The sequence below is a fragment of the Chryseobacterium sp. TQ-BC-N36 genome, from assembly GCF_058382295.1.
In genome coordinates this window covers 2,476,469-2,502,169 of the sequence record NZ_CM178175.1, presented here as the reverse complement: position 1 = coordinate 2,502,169, position 25,701 = coordinate 2,476,469, and the positions used below count along the sequence as shown (strand labels likewise).

22 protein-coding genes and 1 pseudogene are annotated in these 25,701 nt (G+C 36.4%); 13 read left to right on the top strand and 10 right to left on the bottom strand.

Features of this window, described 5'->3' with window-relative positions; translation table 11 throughout:
• Window positions 1-2 precede the first annotated feature (2 nt).
• Window positions 3-914, bottom strand: coding sequence for an ABC transporter ATP-binding protein (locus tag AC3FI7_RS11135; protein ID WP_291898854.1), 912 nt, complete (start codon window positions 912-914; stop codon window positions 3-5).
• A gap of 107 nt (window positions 915-1,021) precedes the next feature.
• Window positions 1,022-1,372: a T9SS type A sorting domain-containing protein gene (locus AC3FI7_RS11130; RefSeq protein WP_002977152.1), complete on the bottom strand. Its 351-nt coding sequence runs from the start codon at window positions 1,370-1,372 to the stop codon at window positions 1,022-1,024.
• Between the two features lie 119 nt (window positions 1,373-1,491).
• On the opposite strand from AC3FI7_RS11130, the gene hemB reads away from it, so the two are divergent.
• Window positions 1,492-2,481: a porphobilinogen synthase gene (gene hemB, locus AC3FI7_RS11125; protein ID WP_491462042.1), complete on the top strand. Its 990-nt coding sequence runs from the start codon at window positions 1,492-1,494 to the stop codon at window positions 2,479-2,481.
• Between the two features lie 74 nt (window positions 2,482-2,555).
• On the opposite strand, the gene AC3FI7_RS11120 is transcribed toward hemB, so the two are convergent.
• The gene (locus AC3FI7_RS11120) at window positions 2,556-2,849 is read right to left on the bottom strand and encodes a TM2 domain-containing protein (protein WP_142724835.1); all 294 of its coding nucleotides are present in this window, start codon (window positions 2,847-2,849) and stop codon (window positions 2,556-2,558) included.
• Between the two features lie 252 nt (window positions 2,850-3,101).
• Between AC3FI7_RS11120 and lptB the strand changes: the two are divergent.
• Window positions 3,102-3,827 (top strand): annotated as a pseudogene (gene lptB, locus AC3FI7_RS11115) (LPS export ABC transporter ATP-binding protein); the annotation flags it as partial.
• A 504-nt stretch (window positions 3,828-4,331) separates the two neighbouring features.
• Entirely contained in the window at window positions 4,332-6,059 is a 1,728-nt protein-coding gene (locus AC3FI7_RS11110; RefSeq protein ID WP_142725006.1) for an ABC transporter ATP-binding protein, read from the top strand.
• 50 nt (window positions 6,060-6,109) lie between these two features.
• Here the strand turns inward: AC3FI7_RS11110 and AC3FI7_RS11105 are convergent, their stop codons facing one another.
• The gene (locus AC3FI7_RS11105) at window positions 6,110-6,571 is read right to left on the bottom strand and encodes a carboxymuconolactone decarboxylase family protein (RefSeq protein WP_491462041.1); all 462 of its coding nucleotides are present in this window, start codon (window positions 6,569-6,571) and stop codon (window positions 6,110-6,112) included.
• A gap of 189 nt (window positions 6,572-6,760) precedes the next feature.
• Window positions 6,761-7,384 (bottom strand): Crp/Fnr family transcriptional regulator, encoded by a 624-nt coding sequence (locus tag AC3FI7_RS11100; RefSeq protein ID WP_142724832.1) that lies wholly within the window; start codon window positions 7,382-7,384, stop codon window positions 6,761-6,763.
• Window positions 7,385-7,429: 45 nt separating this feature from the next.
• Between AC3FI7_RS11100 and AC3FI7_RS11095 the strand changes: the two genes are divergently transcribed.
• Window positions 7,430-8,383 carry a helix-turn-helix transcriptional regulator gene (locus AC3FI7_RS11095; RefSeq protein WP_291898840.1) on the top strand — a complete coding sequence of 318 codons (954 nt, stop codon included), beginning with the start codon at window positions 7,430-7,432 and terminating at the stop codon, window positions 8,381-8,383.
• Window positions 8,384-8,544: 161 nt separating this feature from the next.
• Here the strand turns inward: AC3FI7_RS11095 and AC3FI7_RS11090 are convergent, their stop codons facing one another.
• On the bottom strand, window positions 8,545-9,036 hold the full coding sequence (locus tag AC3FI7_RS11090) for a DinB family protein (RefSeq protein ID WP_142724830.1): 492 nt from the start codon (window positions 9,034-9,036) through the stop codon (window positions 8,545-8,547).
• A gap of 171 nt (window positions 9,037-9,207) precedes the next feature.
• On the opposite strand from AC3FI7_RS11090, the gene AC3FI7_RS11085 reads away from it, so the two are divergent.
• From AC3FI7_RS11085 to AC3FI7_RS11060, 6 genes are all read left to right on the top strand, one after another.
• Window positions 9,208-9,792, top strand: a complete 585-nt coding sequence (locus AC3FI7_RS11085) for a hypothetical protein (RefSeq protein WP_343659461.1) — start codon at window positions 9,208-9,210, stop codon at window positions 9,790-9,792.
• Between the two features lie 336 nt (window positions 9,793-10,128).
• Window positions 10,129-12,549: a TonB-dependent receptor plug domain-containing protein gene (locus AC3FI7_RS11080; RefSeq protein WP_491462040.1), complete on the top strand. Its 2,421-nt coding sequence runs from the start codon at window positions 10,129-10,131 to the stop codon at window positions 12,547-12,549.
• A gap of 185 nt (window positions 12,550-12,734) precedes the next feature.
• On the top strand, window positions 12,735-13,304 hold the full coding sequence (locus AC3FI7_RS11075; protein WP_343659458.1) for a cob(I)yrinic acid a,c-diamide adenosyltransferase: 570 nt from the start codon (window positions 12,735-12,737) through the stop codon (window positions 13,302-13,304).
• Complete coding sequence (locus AC3FI7_RS11070) at window positions 13,294-13,941, top strand: thiamine diphosphokinase (protein WP_343659457.1); 648 nt, start codon at window positions 13,294-13,296, stop codon at window positions 13,939-13,941. Before AC3FI7_RS11075 ends, AC3FI7_RS11070 begins: the two co-directional genes overlap by 11 nt.
• Before the next feature lie 112 nt (window positions 13,942-14,053).
• Window positions 14,054-14,929, top strand: a complete 876-nt coding sequence (locus tag AC3FI7_RS11065) for a tyrosine-protein phosphatase (protein ID WP_343659456.1) — start codon at window positions 14,054-14,056, stop codon at window positions 14,927-14,929.
• Window positions 14,930-15,051: 122 nt separating this feature from the next.
• Entirely contained in the window at window positions 15,052-16,446 is a 1,395-nt protein-coding gene (locus AC3FI7_RS11060) for a type III PLP-dependent enzyme domain-containing protein (RefSeq protein WP_142724824.1), read from the top strand.
• A 116-nt stretch (window positions 16,447-16,562) separates the two neighbouring features.
• Here AC3FI7_RS11060 and AC3FI7_RS11055 read toward each other — a convergent pair whose 3' ends face one another.
• On the bottom strand, window positions 16,563-17,222 hold the full coding sequence (locus tag AC3FI7_RS11055; RefSeq protein ID WP_343659454.1) for an HAD family hydrolase: 660 nt from the start codon (window positions 17,220-17,222) through the stop codon (window positions 16,563-16,565).
• Window positions 17,223-17,408: 186 nt separating this feature from the next.
• Here AC3FI7_RS11055 and speB point away from each other — a divergent pair, with 186 nt between their 5' ends.
• From speB to AC3FI7_RS11040, 3 genes are all read left to right on the top strand, one after another.
• A complete protein-coding gene (speB, locus tag AC3FI7_RS11050; RefSeq protein WP_343659453.1) occupies window positions 17,409-18,266 on the top strand; it encodes an agmatinase in 858 nt (285 codons plus the stop codon).
• A 69-nt stretch (window positions 18,267-18,335) separates the two neighbouring features.
• On the top strand, window positions 18,336-19,178 hold the full coding sequence (locus AC3FI7_RS11045; RefSeq protein ID WP_343659451.1) for a bifunctional helix-turn-helix domain-containing protein/methylated-DNA--[protein]-cysteine S-methyltransferase: 843 nt from the start codon (window positions 18,336-18,338) through the stop codon (window positions 19,176-19,178).
• Between the two features lie 378 nt (window positions 19,179-19,556).
• Entirely contained in the window at window positions 19,557-20,165 is a 609-nt protein-coding gene (locus AC3FI7_RS11040; RefSeq protein ID WP_343660053.1) for an alpha-ketoglutarate-dependent dioxygenase AlkB family protein, read from the top strand.
• A 162-nt stretch (window positions 20,166-20,327) separates the two neighbouring features.
• On the opposite strand, the gene AC3FI7_RS11035 is transcribed toward AC3FI7_RS11040, so the two are convergent.
• The 3 genes from AC3FI7_RS11035 to AC3FI7_RS11025 form a co-directional block, all read right to left on the bottom strand.
• On the bottom strand, window positions 20,328-22,187 hold the full coding sequence (locus AC3FI7_RS11035) for a CocE/NonD family hydrolase (RefSeq protein WP_491462039.1): 1,860 nt from the start codon (window positions 22,185-22,187) through the stop codon (window positions 20,328-20,330).
• A 227-nt stretch (window positions 22,188-22,414) separates the two neighbouring features.
• Window positions 22,415-25,183 (bottom strand): outer membrane beta-barrel protein, encoded by a 2,769-nt coding sequence (locus tag AC3FI7_RS11030; protein WP_491462038.1) that lies wholly within the window; start codon window positions 25,181-25,183, stop codon window positions 22,415-22,417.
• A 95-nt stretch (window positions 25,184-25,278) separates the two neighbouring features.
• Window positions 25,279-25,698 carry an SH3 domain-containing protein gene (locus AC3FI7_RS11025; protein WP_142724818.1) on the bottom strand — a complete coding sequence of 140 codons (420 nt, stop codon included), beginning with the start codon at window positions 25,696-25,698 and terminating at the stop codon, window positions 25,279-25,281.
• Window positions 25,699-25,701: the final 3 nt, after the last annotated feature.

Below are 25,701 nucleotides of genomic sequence, written 5' to 3'. Positions count from 1 at the left end.
AATTAAGAATGGTTACTTACAGCATTAATAAACACTTCATTCATACTAGGAATCCTTTCGTCAAATGATCTTACTTTACCCACCTGTACAAGATCAAGGAGAACATTATTCTGGCTTTCTTCATTTTTCAGCTCAAAAGAAACAAGATTGTTGTCATTCGACAAATTGAAAATATCATACTTGTTTCTGAAACTTTCAAACTGATCATGACTTACTTCAGAAAGCGTAACCCCAAAAATATTTTTCTTGAACTTTTCTCTTACATCAAAGACTCTTCCGTCAATAATCTTCTTGGAATTGTTGATCAGGGCGACATAATCACACATTTCCTCCACACTTTCCATTCTGTGGGTAGAAAGAATGATCGTTGTTCCGTTATTTTTAAGATCAATAATCTGATCTTTGATTAAGTTGGCATTTACCGGATCGAAGCCTGAAAAGGGCTCATCAAGGATTAAAAGATGAGGCCTGTGAAGAACCGTGACTACAAACTGTATTTTTTGAGCCATCCCTTTTGAAAGCTCAGAGAGCTTTTTTTTCCACCATTGATCGATATTCAGCTTTTCAAACCATTTTTTGGCTTCATTCAGGGCATCGCTTTTACTCATCCCTTTCAATTCTCCAAAATAAAGAATCTGATCGCCGACACTCATGTTCTTATACAATCCTCTTTCTTCGGGCATATAGCCAATATCTTTAATATGGCTCGGATTCAGTTTCTGTCCATTGATATAGATATCTCCGGAGTCTGCCTGTGTAATTTGATTAATGATGCGGATAAAAGAAGTTTTTCCGGCTCCGTTGGGACCTAAAAGGCCATAAATACTGCCTTTTGGTACATGGATGCTGAAATCATCCAGTGCGACCTTTTTTCCGGCATTATAGGTCTTTTTAATATGTTCAGCTTTTAGCATTAAATTGTTCTTTTTACTATTAGTATTAAAAAGTTCCGAAAGTTACGGAAATATTAAAACAGAATTAATGTAAAAGAAAAAATCCTGATGATTATCAGGATTTTAATTTATTGTTTCACGATTTGGGTAACTTTTTGTGTGTTATCACTTAAGATATAGCGAATCATATATTTCCCAGGTTTCAATTTTTCAATATTGATCTCCCCGGAATTCATGTTCACAGTATAGTTAGCGACCTGCATACCCAAAATTGAATAAAAAGTCACACTTTTGATTCTTAAAGAAGAATCTTTTGCCTTAATAATAAGGAAATCCTTTGCAGGATTTGGATAGGCAAGCAATACACCATCATCCGCCTTTTGAGTGATGGAACCCGGCTCTCTAAGCTGAGCTTTAAAATTGTTGGAAAATCCAACAAAAGTGCCTACAAATAGAAATAAAAGTAAAAGTTTTTTCATCAAATTTATAATTTCTCGAATATATATAACAAATGTAATACATTCTGCAATTTCATACAATAGTTTTTTGCAGAACTTGTAGTAAATTTGTAAAAACTTATTCAAAAAGTATTCCAAAAATGATACATTCAAGAAATAGAAGACTTAGAGTTAATGAATCTATCAGAAGTCTGGTAAGAGAAAATGTGCTTACAACTGATGATTTTGTAATGCCGATCTTCGTAATGGAGGGCGAAAACAAGCAGGAGGCGATCCCATCTATGCCGGGAATTTTCAGGCGCAGTATAGATCTAACAGTGAAGGAATGTAAGGAGTTATTTTCTTTGGGAGTAAAAGCAGTCAATTTGTACATGAAAGTGTCAGAAGATCTGAAAGACAATACAGGAAAAGAAGCCTGGAATAAAGACGGATTAATGCAGAATACGATCAGAGCGATCAAAGATGCTGTTCCGGGAATGATTGTTATGCCTGATGTCGCCTTAGATCCTTATTCAATCTACGGACACGACGGAATTATTGAAAACGGAAAAGTGCTGAACGATGCATCCAATGATGCTCTGGCAAGAATGTCTGTATCCCATGCAGAAGCAGGAGCAGACTTTGTGGCACCAAGTGATATGATGGATGGAAGGGTACAGGTTATCCGTGAAGCATTGGAAGAAAGCGGTTTTACAGATGTAGGGATTGTAAGCTATGCTGCCAAATATGCAAGTTCTTTCTATGGACCTTTCAGAAGTGCTTTAGACAGTGCTCCGAAAGACAATATGGAAATTCCGAAAGATAAGAAAACCTATCAGATGGATTTTCACAACTCACGCGAAGCTTTGAATGAAGTATTTAAAGATATTGAGGAAGGGGCAGATGTTATCATGATCAAACCGGGACTTCCTTACCTGGATATCGTTTCAAAAGTACGTGAAGCCATTGATCTTCCAATTGCAGTATACAATGTAAGTGGAGAATATGCAATGGTAAAAGCTGCTGCCCAAAATGGATGGCTGGATAATGACAAAACGATCATTGAAAGTTTAACATGTTTCAAAAGAGCTGGTGCGGATATGATCTTTACGTATTTTGCCAAAGAAGCTGCTATCCTATTGAATCAATAAGCTGATATTCAATTATAAAAAATCGGCGGTTCTGATCAGAACCGCCGATTTTTTATAATTAAGTTCATTATTTCTTATAGCCAGCCTTTTTTGCCATATACATAAGTGTCATCAAATTGTTTGTCACTCATAAAGAGATATAAAATGCCTTCGATAAAAGGAATAATAGAAGCTGCTCCTAAAGTGACAACATTCAGAACAAGCTGAATGATTCCCTCCTTTGTATACCCCAGATAAAATTTATTTAAAGCCAGCCAGCCTACAAGAATTCCCAATAAAGCTGCAGGGATTTTCTTTTCTGAACGGTAAGGGACACCGCTTTGCTGGTTTTGTTCATTTTCTGTTTTTGTGTAACCGTAATTTTCCATTGCTTAGTATTTTGTAATTGATTGATATGTTTTACAATAAGTAGTTTAAAATGATAAAAAGTTACAATAATCAAGAGAGTGGAAAATCAAAATTGCAAATTGGCTGTACACTACTATAGAGATTTTAGCTTTAAAATTGAAAACCGTATATCAAAGCTGCAAATTCACCCAATTCTCCTTTTGTTATTTAGCCTTTTAGCCTTTTTGCTCTTTCGCCTATCCGCGAGTTTATATTTTTGATATATTTGCCTTATGATTTTACGAGGAGAAAACTTAATCAAGGAATACGGTCCTAAAAAAGTTGTAAAAGGAGTTTCTGTACAGGTTCAACAGGGAGAAATTGTTGGTTTGCTGGGTCCAAACGGAGCAGGAAAAACCACATCGTTTTATATGATCGTAGGGTTGGTTAAGCCCACTTCAGGGAAAATTTTTCTGGATAAACAGGAGATTACTACTGATGCCATGTACCGAAGAGCTCAAAAGGGAATCGGGTATCTGGCTCAGGAAGCCTCAGTTTTTAGAAAACTTTCCGTAGAGGAAAATATTATGGGAGTATTGCAGTTGACTAAACTTTCAAAACGGGAGCAGCAGATCAAATGTGATGAACTGATCGAAGAATTTTCTTTACAGCATGTCCGTAAAAACAGAGGAGATCTTCTTTCCGGAGGAGAAAGACGTAGAACCGAAATTGCACGCTGCCTTGCCACAAGCCCGAACTTTATCCTTTTGGATGAGCCTTTTGCCGGTGTAGACCCGATTGCTGTCGAAGATATTCAGAAAATTGTAAGAAGCCTTGTAGATAAAAATATCGGAATTCTCATTACCGATCACAATGTACAGCAGACCTTAGCAATTACCAACAAAACCTATATTATGTTTGAAGGAAAGATCCTTAAAGAAGGGCTTCCTGAAGATCTTGCGAACGATCCGCAGGTAAGAGAAGCATATCTGGGCGAAAACTTTGTTTATCAAAGCATTCTGGATAAGCCGAAAAAGAAAAAGTACGCCTATAATATCTGGGCAGGTAATTTTGACTCAAAGGTACAGTTTCAAGGATTTGTAGATGAAAATTTCAGACAGTTTGATGACCTGAGACTGATGTATGGATTCGAAGATATTAGTTTTGCCTCATTAGCCAACTCTGAAATTGAGCATATTTTTAATGATGTGGTGGATAAAAATGCCAACAATTCATTTGTTTTCCAGAAAAAAGAGATCAACAGCCAGTATTCTCTGGAACAGGCAGAAGCAGAGTCTAAAGAAGCCAGCAGGAAAGAACTGCATTACCTTACGACTTATATGTATGAAGGATAAAATATAAAGCATTTATTTGCTGAACATGATAATAAAACGTACCTTTTTCTTTTGAAAGCGGTACGTTTTTCATTTAAAATGATTTCTATGGCTAAACCTTTTAACAGAACCGTTACCTTATTCGGAATCTATAAACAGCTTGTCCCATTTATCAGACCTTACCGCCCTATGATTTATGGAACACTTTTTCTTACATTTCTCGGGGCTTTGGCCGCACAGGTCAATCCGATTGTTTTGAAATACACGGTTGATGAAGTGACCCAGCTTACCCATCTTCCACATCCGATGTCCGAAGGAATTCATATCCTTATTATTATTTCCATTATTTTACTGGGAAAGGAATTGTTGAATATTTTTATCAATTTCGGACAGAAGTTTTACGGAGAGAAGATCAGGATCAATGTTAGTTCCGTATTGGCACAGTCTGCGATTGATAAGATTCTGACCTATAAAGTTGCTTATTTTAATGATGAAAATCATGAATCCGGAAAATTGCAGATCAGAATAGATCGCGGTATTGAAAGCTTAACAAAACTGGTCCAGAATTTTTTTATTGATATTCTTCCGTTGTTTTCCAATGCCATCATTGCTCTTGTTATTATGTACATGCAGAATATGTATGTAGGAATAGTCTCTACAGTTATTGTTCCGATTTATTTTTATATCAGTTCCCTGCAGGCGAAAAAGCTAAGCGGAGTACGCCGCCAGCTCAGAAACCAACGGGAGAAAAAGACCTCAGGTCTGTTGAATCTGATTAATTCGATAATGGTTATTAAAAGTTTTGTTCGTGAAAAATTTGAAGGAAAAAAGCAATATGATCTTCAGATGGAACTCATGGAAAGCCAGATGGTAACCAGAAGAACCAATTTTATTTATGATGGTTTAAAAACCTTTATTGAACAATTTGGAGTGGTTCTAATTATCCTATTAACCGTATATCTGGTACTTGATCAACAGATGACGATTGGTGCCATCATGCTTCATATCATGCTTTTTAACAATGTTTCGGCACCTATTCGCCAATTGCACAGAATTTATGATGATATGAACGATGCGATGATCTATGCAGAAGGGTATTTTGATATTTTAAATGCAGACAATGAAACTGAACCCAACGGAGGCTTTATTGAAAAAGAAATCAAAGGAACTTTTGAATTAAAAGATGTAGACTTTACTTATCCTAACGGAACGAAAGCATTGCATAATGTTTCTATGAAAATTGAAAACGGAAAGACTACCGCTCTGGTAGGATTAAGTGGAGCTGGAAAATCAACAGTGATTAATCTGTTATGTAAATTTTATCTTCCGGATTCCGGAGAGATTGTATTGGATGGAGTAAATCTTAATGAATATGACAATACTTTTCTGAGAAGCGACCTTGGGCTGGTGCTTCAGAAAAATCATATTTTCCAGGGCAGCATTGAAGATAATATCCGGTATGGAGATATGGATGCAAGCTTTGAAGAAATTCAGGCGGCGGCGAAGAAAGCTTATCTGCACGAACAGATTATGGATCTTCCGGAGAAATACCAGCATGATGCCACGCAGCTTTCCGGAGGGCAGCAACAGAGAATTGCAATTGCAAGACTGTTTCTTAAAGATCCTCCGATCATCTTTCTGGATGAACCGACTGCCAGCCTGGATGCCATCGCTACAGAACAGATCAAAAACTCTCTGGATGCTATAAAAGAAGGAAGAACAGTCATCATTATTTCTCATTCCCTGTCACAGATTCTGGATTCTGATATCATTTATGTGATGAAAAAAGGAAGAGTGGTAGAGAACGGAACTCATGATGAACTTTACAATAAAGAAGGTACTTACCGTGAGATTTTTGATGCCTCTGCCCGCAGTCTGAATCTCGATAAACTGGTGAATACTTTTAAAGAAAATTAATAAAAAACTCAGCGGTCAGGCTGAGTTTTTACATTTTAAAAAATCATTTATTAGGCTTTTTCAGAAACCTGATATGCTCCTACATCTGCCCCGAATGCAATATTTATTCTGTTATAGCTGTTAATAGCAATGACAGTCATGGTCAGATCTACCATTTCAGTTTCAGAAAAGTGATGGCTTACCTGTGAATAAATTTCATCATTCACTTCTTTACCACTTAAAGCAGTTAGAGTTTCAGCCCATAATAACCCGGCCTTTTCTTTATCCGTATAAAATGAACATTCTCTCCAGGCGCTTGCCAGAAATATTCTCTGTTCCGTTTCTCCTTTCGCTCTTAATTCTTTGGAATGCATATCCAGACAAAAAGCACATCCGTTCATTTGGGAAACCCTGAAATATATCAGTTCCAGGAATGAATTGTCCAGTGAAGAATTCTGTACCTGAAATCCCATGTTATGAAGGGCATTTACCGCTTTGTTTCCGATCGCAAATGCGTTGATTCTTTGTGACATAATATTTGTTTTTGATGAATTATGTGACAAATGTAGAATGGAATTTTTCTGATTTTTTTTACAAATGATAAATTTTAAAAGAAAAGATTTTTTGAAGCTGGAGGATGGGAGCTGGATGCTGGAAGTTACTATTAAGTAGTTGATATATTCGGTCTTCAATAACTTCCCCCCTTCCAGGCTTCCTTTACTCTAAAGTTTCTGTGCCCTGATTCTGCTCAAAGAAACCTGGGTGATGCCAATATAATCTGCAAGATCTCCAAGGCTGATACGTTGAATAAGATCAGGTCTTTGCTTCAGAAAATTATGATAGCGTTTTTTTCCGTCGTCTTCGAGCATTTCACTGATCCGCCCCATCATATTGACCGGAGCTTTTGAATAAAGTTTACTGAAAAGTGTTTCTGCGGTATGATATTTTTTACATAATCCCTCAATGACGTCTTTGTGTACACGAAGTACCTCAGTGGTTTCTAGGGCAACGATCATATACTTTGACGGCTGTCCTGTAAGAAAACCACTTAATTCTGCGAAAAAAGCATTTTCTGCAAAAAATGTCATGATAAAATCCTTATCACCATTATCAAAAAACAGTTTCACCAGTCCTTTTTCAATGAAATAAAAATACCTGCAGGTTTCATCAGCCTTTAACAGGAAATCTCCCTTCCTGTAAGTTTTGGTTTCCATATGGGAAACAAGTCCATCTATGACTGCCTGTTCCGGTTTTAAAACTTTTTCAATAGACTGAACAAAATGAGTATGAAGCATAAAGAAAGAATCTGTTTTTGTAAAAAATAAATTTAATAAAAAAGCTGCCATATTTATAAGCCATACCTCAAAAAAGAATTTTAGTTTTGCTATATAATGAATGATCACTACCTTAAAAAACTCGATCGGGTAACGGCTATCCTTACCCAGTTACAGTCGAAATCTGTTGTACGCGCACAGGATCTGGCTGAAAAGTTCGATGTAAGCATCAGAACCATTTATCGTGATGTGAAAACTCTGGAAAATGCAGGGATTCCTATTGTTGGAGAAGCGGGCAACGGATATTCTCTTATGGAGGGCTATAAACTTCCTCCGATCATGTTTACAAAGGAAGAGGTCTTAAGTTTCATCACTGCTGAAAAACTGATGCAGAAATTTTCCCACCAGAGTTTGGGAAATCATTATCAGGCCGCTATGGAGAAAGTACGTTCAGTGTTGAAATATTCTGATAAAAATCTGATCAAAAATATAGAAAAGCAGATTGATGTTTTCAGCTTTCATACAGATTCGGGCGACTCACTGAAAAATGTAATTCCTATCATTCTTGAAAGCATTGCTGAGAAGACCCAGCTGACTATAAAATATCAGACGGTAGACGGAAGGGTAAATCACAGAACCATTGAAACCGTGGGGATGTTTTTTGAGTTTAATTTCTGGTACATCATGGCCTTCTGTACTTTGAGAAAAGATTTCAGACAGTTTCGTATAGACCGTATTCTGGAAATTTCAAAGACGCAGAATCCCTTTTTGCAGGAATACGGACAGGTGAATGATTACCGTAAAAAATCAAATGGAAATAAGATAAGGGCTAAACTTCTGGTAGACAAAAAGGTCATGTCTCATCTGGTGAATTCTAAAAAATACTACGGACTCGTAGAAGAAGTAGAAACCGAACAAGGGGTAGAGCTTACTTTTGAAACCGAATGGATCAGTGACGGTTTTCCCCGATGGCTCATTACTTTTGCCGATTATGCTACTGTTCTTGAACCGGAAAGTCTTCGCACACGATTGAATGAACTGTTGATAAAAATGATAGAAAGACATCAATAAAACACCAACAGATATCTGTTGAGGTTTAAAGACTTAATTGAGGCAAATAAATGAAATGGCTTGAAGTGAAAAGGCAGAATTGCAAATAAGCAGATTTGTTTTGTCGCAAAAAAAGATATGAGTTTGTTTAACCTTTTTGCAATTTTACCTTTTCGCTTTTATTAAAATCTTTCCCAGAAGAAAGGTGGTTCAATCCCTAAAGCTCTTAAATAAACATATCCCTGCCCACGGTGGTGGATTTCATTGTCAATGAAATAAAGAATATTTTCATACACGGGGAATTCATATTGTCCGAACAGGTTGAATACTTCCTGGAAACGCTCTTCAGAAATCTGATTGAAATAGTGGTTGATCACTTCTGTTTCTTCATCCCATCTTTTTAATAATTCTTCTTTAGTTGAAGGATTGAAGCCTTCTTCATTATAACCTTCCATATTTCCTTCAATGATTCCTTTCAAAGCAGGACCTGCAATGCTGATCATCTCCGTGGCAAGTTTGGCAAAAGGTCTCATCCCTCCAACAGAAAATTCAAATAATTCTTTTTCAGGAAAAGCTTCAATCACTCTTCTTGTAAGATTTCTGTGTCCCTGCCAGTCTTTTAATAACTGATCTGTAGTCATGAATTGCTTAGTCGCTGTGGCTGTAGTTGTCATAATATTATTGTTTTTGTTTGTTGTTGATACAAAGGTAAGATGAGATAATGACAACAGTTTGTCAGTAGTGTTTCTGATATTAAAAAAATATTTTTTTCTTTGCTAAAATATCCTGACCTATTTTTCCGTTAGAAGTAGGGATATTAATAAAAAATCGCTATTATTAGAATTATGAAGAAGTATATTTTACCTGCTATTACCACTTTTTTATTAGTATCATGCAATAAGATTGAGGAAAAAATTGATCAGACTGTTCAGAAAACAACTGAAACCGTACAACAGAAAGCACAACAGGCTGTTGAAGAAACAGTGAAGAAAACAGTCAATGAATCTGTGAATTCTTTAATTAATTCTGAGGACGTTAAGTTTAGTACTGTTTTTCCGGGCACAGGTGCTTCCATTGTTTCCGAAGAAAAAGGGAAAAAGATCAAAATTCCGGGAAGACCTGAAGGTTATATTTTTAAATACAAAGCGGATATAGCAGCAGTACTTCCTTTTTTAGAGGGGCAGCCTACTTCTGATGAAAGTAAATCTGATAATACTGCCCGAAAAATAGATGGACAAAGCATTGTAGATAAAATAAGCTTCTTATCTAAATTCCTTCCTGACAACACATTGGATACTGGTATTCTGGAGGATATAAAATCAGACAAGAATATTCAGTATTATAAGCTGAAAAGATTTCCCAAAAGCAGTACCATTATCTACAACCCAAAAAATCAGACCATCATACAATACGTAGAGGTAAATAAATAATTTGGATATGGCCGGTTTCTCCCGGCCATTTTTTATTCCCATTCATTGCAAGCCATAAGCGAAGCAATCTCAACCCGTTGAAAATTACTTATCAGAACGAATAAAATCATGTTTATTTCTGATGTTAACTGATTGATTTTTTTTATACAAATATGATGTTATTGATTTATTTTTTTTCATGTTTTGAGTAAATCACTTTATGTTTTGTAGATCAATTTTTATTTTAATGAAATGGTATGATTTTGGCAAATATGAAATTAAATTGTTATTATATATTTTATTTTTATGATTAATGTTTATTTTTTTATTAGATTTATTGAATAATTAATAATTAACATGGGAAAAAATTTATTTAATAGAAAAATCTATGTCTTAGTATTAAGCGGAGCTGGTGCTATGGGATATGCTCAGGACAGCATAAAACAAAATAAAATAGATGAAGTGGTGGTTACCACGGGTAGAACTAAGCCCAGAACCATCATTACCTCAGCAATTCCTATAGACAATATTTCGGCAGCACAGCTAAAATCTACAGGTCAGGTTACTTTTGATAAAGCTTTAACCTATGCTGTTCCATCTTTCAATTCATCACAACAAACTGTTTCTGACGCCACGGCCCATTTTGATCCGGCAGACTTAAGAGGTTTGGGGCCTTCCAGAACATTAGTTTTAGTCAATAATAAAAGAAAAAATCAAAGTGCTCTTATTTATGTAAACGATACGCCGGGAAAAGGTGAAGTAGGTACAGATCTGAAAAGTATTCCTTCAGCAGCCTTACAAAACGTAGAGGTATTAAGAGATGGTGCATCTGCACAATACGGATCTGATGCTATTGCAGGTGTGATCAATATTATTCTTAAAAACGGTGTTGGGAAAAGCACAGTGAATCTCTTTTCCGGAATTACTTCAAAAGGAGATGGCTTTAATATCGGAGCAGATTTTAATACAGGAATCAGAATCGCAAAAACAGGAAGCCTGAATCTTACACTAGGATTTTCCTCACAAAATAAAACTAACCGTGCAGGTTCTGTTACAAAAGATGAACTTTTTGGTGTGGATAATGCCTGGACACAGGCTAATCCTGGTTTAGGAATGATCATTGGGCAACCGGAGACAAAAGTTGCCAATATGTTTGTGAATTTTGAATTGCCAACCGGCGAAACGGGTAAATTTTATGCTTTTGGCGGTACAACTTACAGAAATGGGACCAGTTTCGCTTTGTATAGAACACCTTATTGGGTATCATCAGATTTTGGTTTATTAACTCCAAAAGGACAGCCTTACAATGGATTTCAGCCGGAATTTAAAACCGATGTTTATGATTATAATTTAACCTCCGGATGGAAAGGCATGTTTGGAAAATGGAGTTTTGATGGGAGTGCCACCTTTGGCTCTAATGCAGTAGATTATGTGGTAGGAAATACCATTAATACATCTTTGGGTGCAAAGTCACCAACAAGTTTTAAGGCAGGTGGTCACCAGTTCAGTAATATTATAGGAAACATAGATGTCAGCAGGGATTTTGGTGTGCTTGTTTTAGGAGCCGGAGTAGAGATGCGCAATGAAAACTATCAGGCAAGAGCAGGAGAAGAGGCATCTTATATAGGAAGTGGTGCAGAATCATTTCCAGGACTGCAGCCTCAAAATGAAGTCAATAAAAATCGTCAGAATATTGGAGCTTATATGAATGCTGAATGGGATGTTACAAAAAACCTGCTGCTTGGAGGAACAGTAAGATACGAAAACTTTAGTGATTTTGGAAATAATGTTTCCTGGAAAGGAAATGCAAGGTATAAATTGCTGGATGATAAATTAGTTTTCCGTGGATCTGTTTCCACAGGATTCCGTGCACCTTCATTACACCAGATTTACTATTCCAATGTTCAGACCAAAATTACTGGGAATACGGTAGCTAATCAGGGTACCTTTAATAATGACTCTCCCATTGTAAGATCTGATCTTGGGGTACCCAAATTAAATGCTGAAAAAGCCTTTAACATTACCGGAGGAGTTGCCGTAAAACCTTTTAAAAATCTTACTATTACAGCAGATTATTATAGAATAAAAATTGAGGACCGTGTACTTTTTTCAGGTGATATTGGTTACAAAACCGGTGCTCCGGGGAGTCCGGACCTGTCAAACCCTGTGGAAGTCATATTGAACAATAATAAAATAACTTCCCTGAAGTTTTTCACCAATGCTGTAAATACAGTTACCCAGGGAGTAGATTTCGTTGCGAATTACTATACTTCCGCTATTGGAAAAGGAAGATTAGGCGTTATTGCAGCCTTCAATTATAACGAAACTAAAATAGTGGATAATATTGCCGTTCCGTCTATTTTGGCACAAAATGGCTATTCAGAAAACTTTTTTGACAGAAAAGAACAATCCAGAATTACTTCCGCAAGGCCAAAAACAAAAACGATCCTTAGTCTGTCGTATGACATTGCAAAGTTTAATTTCAATCTTAATAATACTTACTTTGGTTCTGTTACATGGCAGCACGCTACTGATCCTGCCAAAGATCAGACATTTTCCGGTAAGGTAGTTACAGACATTGTTTTAACCTATAAAATTACGAATGATCTTAAAGTTTCCGGAGTTGTAAATAATTTATTTAATATTTATCCGGACGTAATAGACAGCAAAGGAGATGTGGTAACAGATCTTGGAGGAAGGTTCAAATATCCGTGGGAGGTTAATCAGTTTGGATTTAATGGTACAACTTTTCAGCTTAATGTAAATTACACCTTTTAGCTAGTAAATAAGGAATTGGAATTGTTTTGTCATGGTTAACAGGGGAAGTCAATTTCAAAAGATAAACCAAACTATATGAAAATTGCCTGACCTTAACTAAGGTCAGGCAATTTTTTTCAGATAGAACAGGACGTTATTACTACATTTTACTTTTTACATTGTACAAAAAAAGGTATTTTAGTCCTATGAAAATTTATACAAAAACAGGAGATAAAGGTCAGACGGCATTATATGGCGGAACAAGAGTTTCCAAAGCCAGTGCAAGGGTAGACAGTTATGGAAATATAGATGAACTGAATTCATTTATCGGAATTGCAAAAAGTCATATCGAAAATGAAGAAGTTTTAAGACAGCTGAAAAAAATACAGTTTGATTTGTTTACTGTGGGTTCAGAAGCTGCAACACCGGTAGATAAACTGATGCTTGCCAATGGGAAATCCCGCCTTCCTATCATTATTTCAGAAACAGAAATAGAAGAACTGGAACAGTGGATGGATGCCTTTGATGAAAAACTGGAACCGCTTCAGTATTTTATTCTTCCGGGAGGAGGGAAATCGGCCACTTTTTTACATGCGGCAAGAACAATTTGCAGAAGAGCAGAACGTTCATTGGTATTTTTGAATGAATCCGAAGAAGTACGCCCGGAACTGATTAAATATTTAAACAGACTTTCAGATTATCTTTTTGTGTTAGCAAGATACATTTCAAAACTGAACAACGAACCGGAAGAATACTGGAACCCGAATGAGAGATAAAGTGTTACTTTTCATCAACGGAGATGCTCCAAAATCATTACCCAATCCTGAAAATTATGGTTTGATCGCCTGCACAGACGGGGCCTTCCATTATTTGAAAAGAATGGGCTTTCCTTTAGATAAACTGGATTTTATATCCGGTGATTTTGATTCGCACTCCGGATCAGATGAAGATATGTATGAAGAAAAATTTATTCTTACATTAGATCAGGACAAAACAGACTTTCATAAAGCTCTGGAAATTATTCAGGAAAAAGGTTTTTCAGAGATTGATGTTTTTGGAGGAAGTGGAGGTGAACAGGATCATTTTCTTGGAAATCTTACCGTTGCTTATACTTTCAAAGATCATATGGATCTAAAGTTTTATGATGAATATTCAGTGTATTATTTTATCACTAAAAACTTTAAGGTAGAAGGAGTGAAAAATAAAATGATCTCCCTATATCCCTTTCCTTCAGCGGAAAATATCACCACAAAAGGGTTGAACTGGCCATTGGAAAATGGAAGCTTATCCATTACTTCAAGAATTGGAACCCGGAATTTCGCTGTTGAAGATGAGATTTCCATAGAATATGAATCAGGAGACGTTTTATTTTTTGTAGGGATCAAGGAGATAGAATATCCTGCAATCTATTAAATATTAAAAGAGTCTTTATTGGCATATTCTCCTATCAATAGGAGCGGGCATTAGCTCGTGTAATTTAAAACAGATGAATCCATTGGCTTTAGCCAAAACTTATTAAAAACCATTGAATAAACTAATCAAAATATCAGTTTTCACCATTTCATTATGCTGCATTGTTTCATGCAAAACACCGCATTTTGAAACCCCGGAATACGGAAAAAATGAAGCTGAAAAAGTGATCCGGCTTAAAAAAGTACACAATTTCCGGACCGTAGGAAATATCAAAAACACAGAAGGGAGAATATTAAAAGAAGGAAAGCTGTATAGAAGTGCTCATCTTCATAAACTCAAAAAGAAGTCTTTTGACCGTTTTGATGAACTGGGAATTAAAGAGATTATTGATCTCAGAAATTCTAAAGAAATAGCTCAGAAGCCTGATCAGCTTCCGGCAGAAAGTGCATATAAAAAATATTCGGCATTTGAAGATGAAGGCGATCAGCTGGCTCAGGCAAAAAAACTGGTTCTTAAAGGCAAAGTGAATGCTTCTGATGCGGATAAAAGAATGATCGATTTTTACCGTGAATACGTTACGGAAAATCCCGAAACCATAAAAATGATTATCACCGAAGTGCTGGAGTCCAAAGACCCTGTTCTTTACCACTGTACAGCCGGTAAGGACAGGACCGGGATTATCACAGCACTGATCCTTACCATTCTGAAATTTGATAAAGAAACCATTTACAACGATTATCTTTTATCCAACAATTACAGGAAAGACCTTGTTCAGAAAAGGCTCCGCCTTGCTGGCAGATTACATTTCCTCTATCCGAAAATGGATTTGAAGGTGCTGGAAAAGCTGAGCTGGGTTGAAAAAAGATATCTTGACGCAGCTTTTGAAGAGATCAATAAAAAATATGGCTCCACAGATGCCTATATTCAACAGGTATTGGGGATTTCAGAAGCCAAAAGAAGAGAATATATTCAGAAATTTACCTATTGATTTTCAGGGGGAAATTTTTACCGGATTTAATATTGGCTCTTTATTTAAAATTATAATAATTTTAACACCTAAAAATGAAACTTTTTTAGCAATTTTGCATTTCTTAATTCACTTGTTTAGAAATGAAAATAAAGTACTCGGAACTTATTGATCAGACATTATATTTTCCTACGGAGGAATTTAATGTTTCTGAGAACAATTTGTTGTTTCACGATATTCCGTTGATGGATGTTGTTGAACAATTTGGCACTCCGCTAAAGATTAGCTACCTGCCGAGAATTTCTCAAAATATTCAGAAAGCGAAAGGCTGGTTTAAAGAAGCTTTTGAGAAAACCGAATATAAAAAGAATTATACCTACTGCTACTGCACAAAATCCAGTCATTTTAATTTCGTATTGGAAGAAGCTCTGAAGAATGATATTTCAATAGAAACATCGTCTGCTTATGACATGGATATCGTAAAATCTCTTTATGAGAAAGGTAAGGTAGATAAGAATATTGAAGTAATCTGTAATGGTTTTAAAACCGATGATTATCTGGCCAAAATTTCAGATATGATCAATAACGGATTTGAAAACATTACTCCGATTCTTGACAATTACAGAGAGCTGGATAAGCTTACAGAAAGCATTGATTCTACTTTTGATATCGGGATCAGAATTGCATCGGAAGAAGAACCGAAGTTCGAATTCTATACTTCAAGATTAGGGATCGGATATAAAGATATTATTCCTTATTACAGCCAGAAGATTGCGGAACATCCGAATGCAAGGCTGAAAATGCTTCATTTCTTTATCAACACGGGGATTAAGGATACGGCATATTACTGGAACGAATTGTATAAATGTCTTCGTGTATATGCACGTCTGAAGAAAATCGCTCCGGAAGTGGATTCACTGAACATCGGAGGAGGTTTCCCAATCAAAACTTCTTTGAACTTCGATTACGATTATCAGTATATGGTAGAAGAAATCGTTTCCCAGATCAAGAAATTCTGTGAAGAAGAAGGAGTAGAGGAACCCAATATCTATACTGAGTTTGGAAGTTTTACCGTAGGGGAAAGTGGAGCCAACCTTTATAAAATTATCTCTCAGAAACGTCAGAACGACAGAGAAAAGTGGAATATGATTGACTCTTCTTTCATGACCACTCTTCCGGATACATGGGCCATTTCAAGACACTTTATCATGCTTCCGCTTAACCGTTGGGAAGATACTTATGAAAGAGTGTTCCTTGGAGGACTGACTTGTGATTCAGACGATTATTATAACTCTGAACAGCATACCAATGCTATTTATCTGCCGGTTTTCAGTGATACAAAGCCTTTGTATATAGGATTCTTTCATACAGGAGCTTATCAGGAAACAATCGGTGGTTATGGCGGAGTTCACCACTGCCTGATGCCTCAGCCGAGACACGTTCTGATTCAGAAAGATGAAAACGGTGAATTACAGTACGAAATTTTCCGTGAAAAACAGGAGCCGGAAGATGTATTGAAGCTTCTTGGATATAAATAATTTTATGATCAATAGAAATGGGCTTTAGCCCATTTACAATCAATAGAAAAGTCAATTGGCTTTAGCCAAAACTTATACAAAACAAAAGCTCTCAGATTTTTCTGAGAGCTTTTTATTTAAAAATATTTTGAAATCTTATCCAGTTCTAATTCTTCATAATCGGAAACCACTGTATCTGCTAAGGTATAATCCTGGTTTTTTGAATGTTGGCTTCTGTATGCAGCACAAAAGATTTTTGCCCTGTGAGCCGCAAGAATGCCGTTTGTGGAATCTTCAATCACCATACAGTTTTCAACAGGTTCTCCAGCCATTTCAGCTGCCAGCAGAAAAACTTCAGGATGAGGTTTTGATTCCTTTAAATCGGCGCCGCTGATCTTTCCACTGAAATAGGGCTCCAATCCGAATTTTTCAAAAACCATATTAATGGTTACCATTGTAGCAGAAGAAGCCAGGATAAGCTTTATCCCATTTTCATGATAATGCTCAATCAGTTTTCTTACCCCCGGAATTAGGTCAAATTCTTCATCATTGTAAAAATAATCCTTGAAATGAGATCTTTTGATTCCTGCGATCGTTTCGTAAGTCTGATCTAAGTTAAATTCAGTAATCAATGTTTCAGAAACTCTTTTGGTAGAAGCTCCTGTAAAAGAGGTGTACAGTTCCTCGGGTACTACAATTTCCAGTTCATCAAATGTTTTGAAATAGGCTTTTCTATGTAAGGGTTCCGTATCTACAATTACCCCATCCATATCAAAGAGAACAGCTTTTAAAGGCATATCAGTAGTTTTATACAAAAATAACTTTTAAAATTTAAATAGGGAAAGATTTAAAAATTTAAAAATCAGGATAAAGGTTAAATATTCATAACAAACCGTTCATCATTTATAACTCGGGTACTATTTTGTATCTTTGCGGAATCATTTAATCTTTCAATCATTTAATTTTTTAATTAATAATTATATATGAAAACATACGCAGGAATTCCCGAGGAAAATGCAACGTTAGAGAATTCGAAAGTAATGTTGTTAACCGTTCCTTACGATGGAACTTCAACATGGGGTAAAGGGGCTGATAAAGGTCCGGAATTATTCTTAGATGCTTCTGAAAACATGGAGCTTTATGATATTGAAACCCAAACAGAGCCTTATCTTCAGGGGGTATATCTGGCAGGAGAAGTTTCTGAAAATTCCAGTCCGGAAGCAATGACAGAAGCCGTTTATCAGAAAACAAAAGAGCTTTTGAACAATGAAGGGAAAGTATTTACTTTATTTGGAGGTGAACACTCTGTGTCTATCGGTTCTATCCGTGCAGTAGGAGAGAAATTTGAAAACCTTACCGTTCTTCAGCTGGATGCTCATACAGACTTACGTCCTGAATTCCACGGTTCTACTTCTAACCATGCTTGTGCGGTGTTTGAAGCTAACCAGAAACATAATTTAGTTCAGGTGGGAATCCGTTCTATGGATGCTGAAGAAGCTCAGTATTTACCGGAAGGAAGAGTATTCTTTGCTCACGAAATTGCGAACAACGAAAACTGGATCAATGATGTACTGGAAAAAGTTTCAGGAAACGTATATATTACAATAGACTTAGATGCTTTTGATCCTTCTATTGCTCCATCTACAGGAACTCCTGAGCCAGGCGGGTTACAATGGTATCCGACACTGGAATTATTAAGAAAAGTATTTGAAAAATGTAATGTTGTAGCATTTGACATTGTAGAGTTGATGGATTCTCCAATGGCTAAGCCAACGGCTTTCCTTGCTGCTAAGCTATATTATAAAATGCTTGCTTATAACGATATTTATAACAACAACTAATATTCCGCAAGAATCGGATTTTTTCTGCCGTATATTCTTTGGAAATTTGTGAGGTAAAATCATAATACAATGTCCACACAAAGTCAGATAGATTATAACAGAATTGCAAAAGCGATAGAATATATCCAGAGCAATTTCAGGCTTCAGCCAAGTTTGGAAGAAGTGGCAGAAAATGTTCACTTAAGTCCGGCCCATTTTCAGAAGATCTTTACAGATTGGGCAGGAACAAGTCCGAAAAAATTTTTACAGTTCATCAGCCTTGAACACGCTAAAAATTTATTGAAGGAAGAAAAAGCAAGTTTGTTTGATACTGCATATGAGACAGGCCTTTCAAGCACCAGCAGGCTCCATGACCTGTTTGTGAAAATAGAAGGAATGTCTCCGGCAGAATATAAAAACGGAGGAAAAAGCCTCAATATTCATTACAGTTTTTCCGAAAGCCCTTTCGGAAATCTGTTGGTAGCTTCTACAGAAAAAGGAATCTGCTATATGGCTTTTGAAGACGATAAAGAAAAAGCATTCGGGGAACTGAAGCAAAAGTTCCCTAATGCTTCTTTTATTGAGCAGCAGGATGCTCTTCAAAAGAATGCACTGTCCATATTCGATAAAGACTGGACTCAACTCAATACGATTAAATTACACTTAAAAGGAACTGATTTTCAGCTGAAAGTATGGGAAAGCCTATTGACAATTCCTATGGGTAAACTGTCTACTTATGGCAGTCTGGCTGAAAAAATAGGAAATCCTAAAGCATCCAGAGCGGTAGGAACGGCTATTGGGAGTAACCCTGTTGCATTTCTGATACCTTGTCACCGTGTGATTCAGTCTACCGGACACCTCGGCGGTTACCGATGGGGAAGTGAAAGAAAACAACTTATTGTAGGTTGGGAAGGTTCACAGATGTACTCGTAATATATTTTTACCACAAAAGACACAAAAGGATTTTTGAGAGATGGATCATAAGATTAAAAATTATCTGTAATAAAGTTCACAACAATAAAATCAAAGATCTTCGAAGGCTTTAGTATACTTTTATGTATGAATCTTGTTAGTTAAATAGTAATGTATTATAACTTTTGTGGTTGAAAAATATTGAGCCTTAAGTTTTGGCTAAAGCCAATGGATTAACTCTCTTTTTATTAAACGGACTAAAGTCCGTTCCTATTGATAAAAAAGAATATGGTGTTATTTGTGATCTGTATTAGTGTCATTTGTGTTTAAATAAAAGCCATAAATACATTTTACATTCTACCTTTTACAAAATAAAGCATTTAAATTAAAAAAACGATGATGAGTCTCTTTGAAGAAATTTCAGATTATCCTCTCAACATACTTCCGCATGACGGAACCGTTCATTATTACGGCAAGGTTTTCTCCAAAGAAAAATCTGATTTTTATTATGATTATCTGCTTAATCAGATTCCATGGGAGAATGATGAAGCAATCATCTTTGGAAAATTGATTTTAACTAAAAGGAAAGTAGCCTGGTTTGGAGAAAAAGCATTTGAATATACGTATTCAAAAAGAACAAAATATGCAAAGTTCTGGACTCCGGAATTATTGGAACTGAAGAAAAAGTGTGAGGAAGTTTCAGGAGAAATCTATAACTCCTGCCTGCTCAATCTATACCATGACGGAAGTGAAGGAATGGCGTACCACAGTGATGCAGAAACAGATCTTAAGAAACACGGGGCAATCGCTTCCCTGACTTTCGGAGCGGAAAGAAAGTTTTTATTTAAACATAAAACAACCAAAGAAAAAGTTGAAATATTCCTGGAAAGCGGCAGTTTGTTAATTATGAAAGGAACTACTCAGGACCACTGGCTTCACAGGCTTCCGCCTACCACAAAAGTGCATACTCCAAGAATAAACCTGACTTTCAGAACCATTGAAGAATAGTTTTAAGAGGATATTTATCCACAATGTTTGTCTATTATATTTATCAATAGAAGTGGGCTTTGGCCCACTTGAACAAAAGAACCAATACATCCGGCTTTAGCCAAAACCTAAAATAAAACCTCAGATCTTTAAAAAATAAAAAGAGACGAACAGCTTTTCAATTTATTTTAAAACATCAGCTTCAATAGAGCTGTCATCATATACTTTGATAAATGCCTTGGTGTAGTCCTCCTTGTTGGCAAAATTCGGATTATCCATAAACTTCTGCGGGTTGATCGCGAAAAGTGGAAACCATGTACTGCTGATCTGGATCTGAATTTTATGTCCTTTCTTGAAGGTATGAACCACATCCTGAAGTCTGAAATTGACCGCTGTTTTCTGATCAGGAACCAAAGCTTCTCCCTTTTCTCTTGTATTTCTGAATCTCGCAGGCATGATCTCACTTCTTACCATCTGGTGATAGTTGCCATAGATAACGCCTTCTTTCTTTTCTGCTGGTTTGAAATCTTCAGGATATACGTCGATCAGTTTTACTGCAAAATCAGCATCGGTAGAAGAAGAGGCAATGTTCAGTTTGGCCATGATCTCTCCGGCGAAAGTAATGTCATCCGTTAAAACATCGGTAGTGAAAGTTAATACATCAGGTCTTCCCACTGCAAATCTCTGATCTTCCGACATATAATTTTTTGGAGTAAAGCCATTAAAATCTTTTAAATGATCCGAACTTAGAACAGGATTGTTCGGATCACTGTAATATTCGGAATAACCTTGTCCTGATGATTTTTTTAAGGTCTTATCAGCCAGATAGAAATTCACTTTCTGTGCATTTTTAGGAGGGTAAGAAGCAAATTCCTTCCATTGTTTAGCCCCTGTATCATACATCAGCGCTTCAGGAAGTCCTGCATCTTCTTTGGTATTACCTTTCAGATAATGATTGAAGAATTTTGTTTCAATATTTTTCTGATAATACGTTGCAATACTATCCCCAAAATACGTTTCACTGTGGAAATGTTTTCCCTGTTCCTGTGACCAGCCGCCGTGGGAGAAAGGTCCCATTACAATAGTATTTTTGGCTTTAGGGCTTGTTTTTTCGATGGTCTTATAAATATTCAGAGGACCGGAAAGATCTTCTGCATCAAACCATCCGCCGACAGTCATTACAGCGTGATTGATGTTTTTTAAGTGAGGGAGAAGTCCTCTTTTCTGCCAGAACTCATCATAGTTGGTGTGATTCATAATCTCTGTCATGAAGAAATTATTCTTATAATATTTTTCATAAGCATCCTTCAATGTACCAAGGTCTCTGTAGAATTTTAATCCGTCTTCGGAAGTTTGCTTAATGAAAGAATTCATATACCACGCCTGCTTTTCAGGTTGTGTCTTCTGAATTCCGAAAACCGGGAAGGTTCTGAAATATCCTAACATAAATCTTCCGTTGTGAAGAAAATCATCATTCCAGAAATCGGAAATAGGAGCCTGCGGTGAAGATGCTACCAGAGCAGGATGCTGTGATAATGTCCCCACAGCAGTATAAAAGCCCGGATATGATGTTCCGAACTGACCTACCTTACCATTGTTATCTTTAACATTTTTCAAAAGCCATTCGATGGTATCATAGGTATCCGTACTTTCATCAACATCTTTTTTCGTTTTACGCTCTACCTGTGGTGTCATATTGGTAAATGTACCTTCACTCATATACCTTCCGCGAACATCCTGGTACACGAAAATATACTTGTCTTTCATAAGATAGGTATTGGGGCCTACCTTGGTCTTATATTCATTCTCTCCATAAGGAGCAATGCTGTAGCAGGTTCTCTGCATCAGAAACGGATATTTGTTCTTGTTCGATATATCTTTCGGGATATACACGGCTGTGAAAAGTTTCACTCCATCACGCATCGGAATATAAAATTCTTTCTTGGTGAAATTGTCTTTAACGAAAGTATCTTTCTGTTCTGTTTTCTGGGCTTTTCCAAAAATGAAAAAAAGAACACATAATACTGAAATAGGGATTTTCATAAAAAAAATTTGCCGCTAATTTAAAAATAAAAACAGTTTTATTCGTAAATCTTGTTTAAAAGGTTGTTGTTGTAAGACCACCCCGTCAAAAATTCTTTGAATTTTCGCCACCCCTCCAAAGGAGGGGAATATTACGTCTTCAGTTGTAATGAAATTAAGGCTATTCATAGAAATAGCCGGGAAATATCCGGCCATTATCAGAAATTATATAAAAGTATGGTGTTGCTTTATTGCGTCTTTTTTCCTGCAAACTTATTCAGTTTCATGCTGATGGAGAACATGATATATCTTTTCAGAATCAGGTCTTCACGGTCTTCAAAATAAGAATCGGTGATGGTTCTTCTCACACTTTGATTTTGGTTCAAAACGTCATAGATTTTTACTTTTGCCGTAAACTGTTTTTTGTAGAATGAGTATCCCAGACTGGTATTCCAGAAGTAGAAATCTTTTTTAAAGCCCGGGGCAATATTGGAGTTGGTATTATATTCAAAATCATTTCCAAAAACAAGCCTTCCCTGCAGCATATAATTGGTCAGTTCCAGCTTTAAGGATTGATTGGCTGTATTTACATTCGTTACATTGTAATTGGTATAATTTGAAAAACTGTATCCAAGTCTGTAAGAAGGTTTGATGGTCATTTTATCCTTGATTTCATAGGTAAGATTAAGTCCCGGATTAAGACTGTATGAGTTGCTGGTAAAGGGCTGTCCGTCTATAAACCCATTATTATATGCATATACCATGCTGAATCTCGGGTTGATGGTAAGCTTGTTGTTTTTCCATTTCAGGGTTTTACTGAAACCTCCGCCTGCGTTGATGTTTTTATTTCCGCTTACATTGCTGTAAGTAATTACTTGCTTTCCTGCATTATCATAGGTGGAAAAATTGATGATGTCATTATTTCTGTACGTAAAACCAATATTGAAATAGTAGCTGAGGTCTTTTACTTTATTATAATTATTGAAATACAGATAAAGATTGTTGATCCAGGTATTTTTCAAATCAGGGTTTCCCTGATAGGTAATCAAAGGATTTGATTCATCCTTATACGGAGTAAGCTGTTCTGCTGTAGGAATGGTAAAGTTGGAATAGTTATAAACACTCAGGTATTTTCCTTCTCCCATCTGGTAGTTAAGATTTACATTATACTGGGGGAGTACAAAATTTTTCTGCAGGTCATATTGCTGTCCGTTATAGATAGAGTTTACTTTCATGTCTGAGATGTCAACATTCATGGAAGCCCAGAAATTCAGTTTCTTTTTATTAAGCTGGTAGGTGAACTCAGGAGAGATCTGATTAATTCTTTGCTTCATATTGTTGGATAAAAGCTGATTGAATTTAGTGTAATCTCCGGTCGTATTATCAAAATCATTGACATTCCTCAAATTTCTGGCAGATCTTGTTTCATACTTTACTTCAAAACTTACACTGGCCGAATCGGAAACAGGTTCTGTATAACCTGCAGTAAAATTAAAACTGCTGTTCTGATTTTTATTCCTTGCCAATTGATCCCTGTTGTCTACAGTTACTCCATTAGTTTGATAGAAAGTGTTCTGGGACTGGTTCAGGTTATCCCTTCTGGATTCTGAAATGGAACTGTTCATATTGGCTGTAATAGAACGGCCTTTTTTCCTGAATTTTCTGGAAAAATAGAGATAAGGATTGAATGAATTGTTTTCAGAATCATTGCTTGAATAAGAATTACTTTTATTCAACAGACTACCGTTATTTAAGGTAGAAGATTTTGAATTATTAAAATTAAAACTGCTGTTTTTTGTAAATCTTGGAGAAAGGTAAATACTGGTCATGGAATCCAGTTTAATTTTGGCTGAAGTATCAAAACTGTATTGTTTCGATTCATTCTCTCCATTACTTTCAGAATTCGTCTGAAGGGTATAAGTGGGCAAAAGGGTAGACCTTGAAACTTTGGATCTTGTTTCTGTATTGGAATCGGAATGCATAAGGCTGAAAGAATCCAGATCAGCATCTTTTCCCAGTTTGTCACTATAGTTTAACCCAATGGTGGTAGACCTTTGAATTCCTTTCGTGCCGCCTCCCTGGTTAAAGTAGGTAACATTTCCTACTGTTGAGACAGATCCTCCCTGCATCATCCAGGCATTTCGTCCGTTACCCATACTGTCAAAGACCTCATCTCTGGAAAATCCCTGTGAATTGATGTTATTGGAAGAGGCCAACAGACTTATTTTTGTATCTCCTTTAAAATAGCTGGCCAGTCCGCTTGCTTCATATCGTTTGTCAGATCCGTAGCCAACAGTAAGCCTGGTCAGCAAACCTTTATTTTTCTTTTCGTCAATGGTAAAGTTGATGGTGGTATTCTGCGATTTGGCTGTTTTTCCGCTGAGTTCTTCTTCCTTTGTTTTGGTGGTGGTAAACTGAATATTCTTGATGATATCTGCCGGTAAGTTCTGAAGGGCAATTTTACCGTCTTTATCAAAGAAAGGTTTTCCGTTGATCATGATCTGATCCACCTCTTTTCCATTCACCGTAATTTTTCCCTCATTACTGATTTCCACACCGGGAATCTGTTTCAGAAGCTCCTCTATTTTACTGTCAGGTCTTACTTTGATAGCAGCAGCATTGAACTCAATCGTGTCTTTTTTAATTTTTACGGGAGAGACAGTGATCTTTACCTCATCAATAGCATTCACCAGACCTTGCTTTTCAAGCTGAATATCCCCCAGAGATAATGACTGGTCTATTTTTTCAAATTTTCTGGTGTAAGAAGATAATTTCTCAGCATCAATTTTAAGAATGGAGGGTTCTTTTACATCGTCTATTTTCAGAGAAAATTTTCCCTCTTTATTGGTTGCCGTGTAATTGACAATAGATGAATCTTTTACTTTCAAAAGATAGACGGTCGCATTTTCTATCGCTTTCTTTTCAGAATCTGATATTTTTCCGTCAATGTGTAGTTTTTGGGCGTGCAGTATAATGACTGTGAACATCAAAGTCAGTAGCAACAGAGTTTTCTTCATTAGTTTTTTTTCAGAGCCGTAAAAATATAAAAACATCCCAATTTTGGGATGTTTCTATGCTTTTTTTGTGAAAATTTATAATTTTTTAATAAAAATTATGCTCTTAAATATCTTGAATAAGCATATCCTTCCTGACCGTCTGCCGTTTTCACTTTCCACCAGTCATCAGAAGTCTGCTCAATAAGAGTTACAGAAGATCCTTTGGCAGCTTTACCTACCACAGCAGCTTCAGTAGAAGGCTCCTGTCTGATATTAAGATTAGATTCTTCCGTAGCTACTGTTAAAGAAGCGCCTGAAGCAAGACCTGCAACCTGTACATCAATATTGATATCTGAAGCAGAATAAGTAGAATCGATCGCTCCTAAGGCATTCCATACAGCATCTTTAGCCGCAGTATTGGAAGCACTTCCGGAAACATAAAGAATTCCGTCCTGCTCCTGAACCTGAAGATTTGAGATCCCTGCAGACTGTGCTGCTGAGACTACGCTTGAATATTTATCTTGTAATTCGCTCATTTT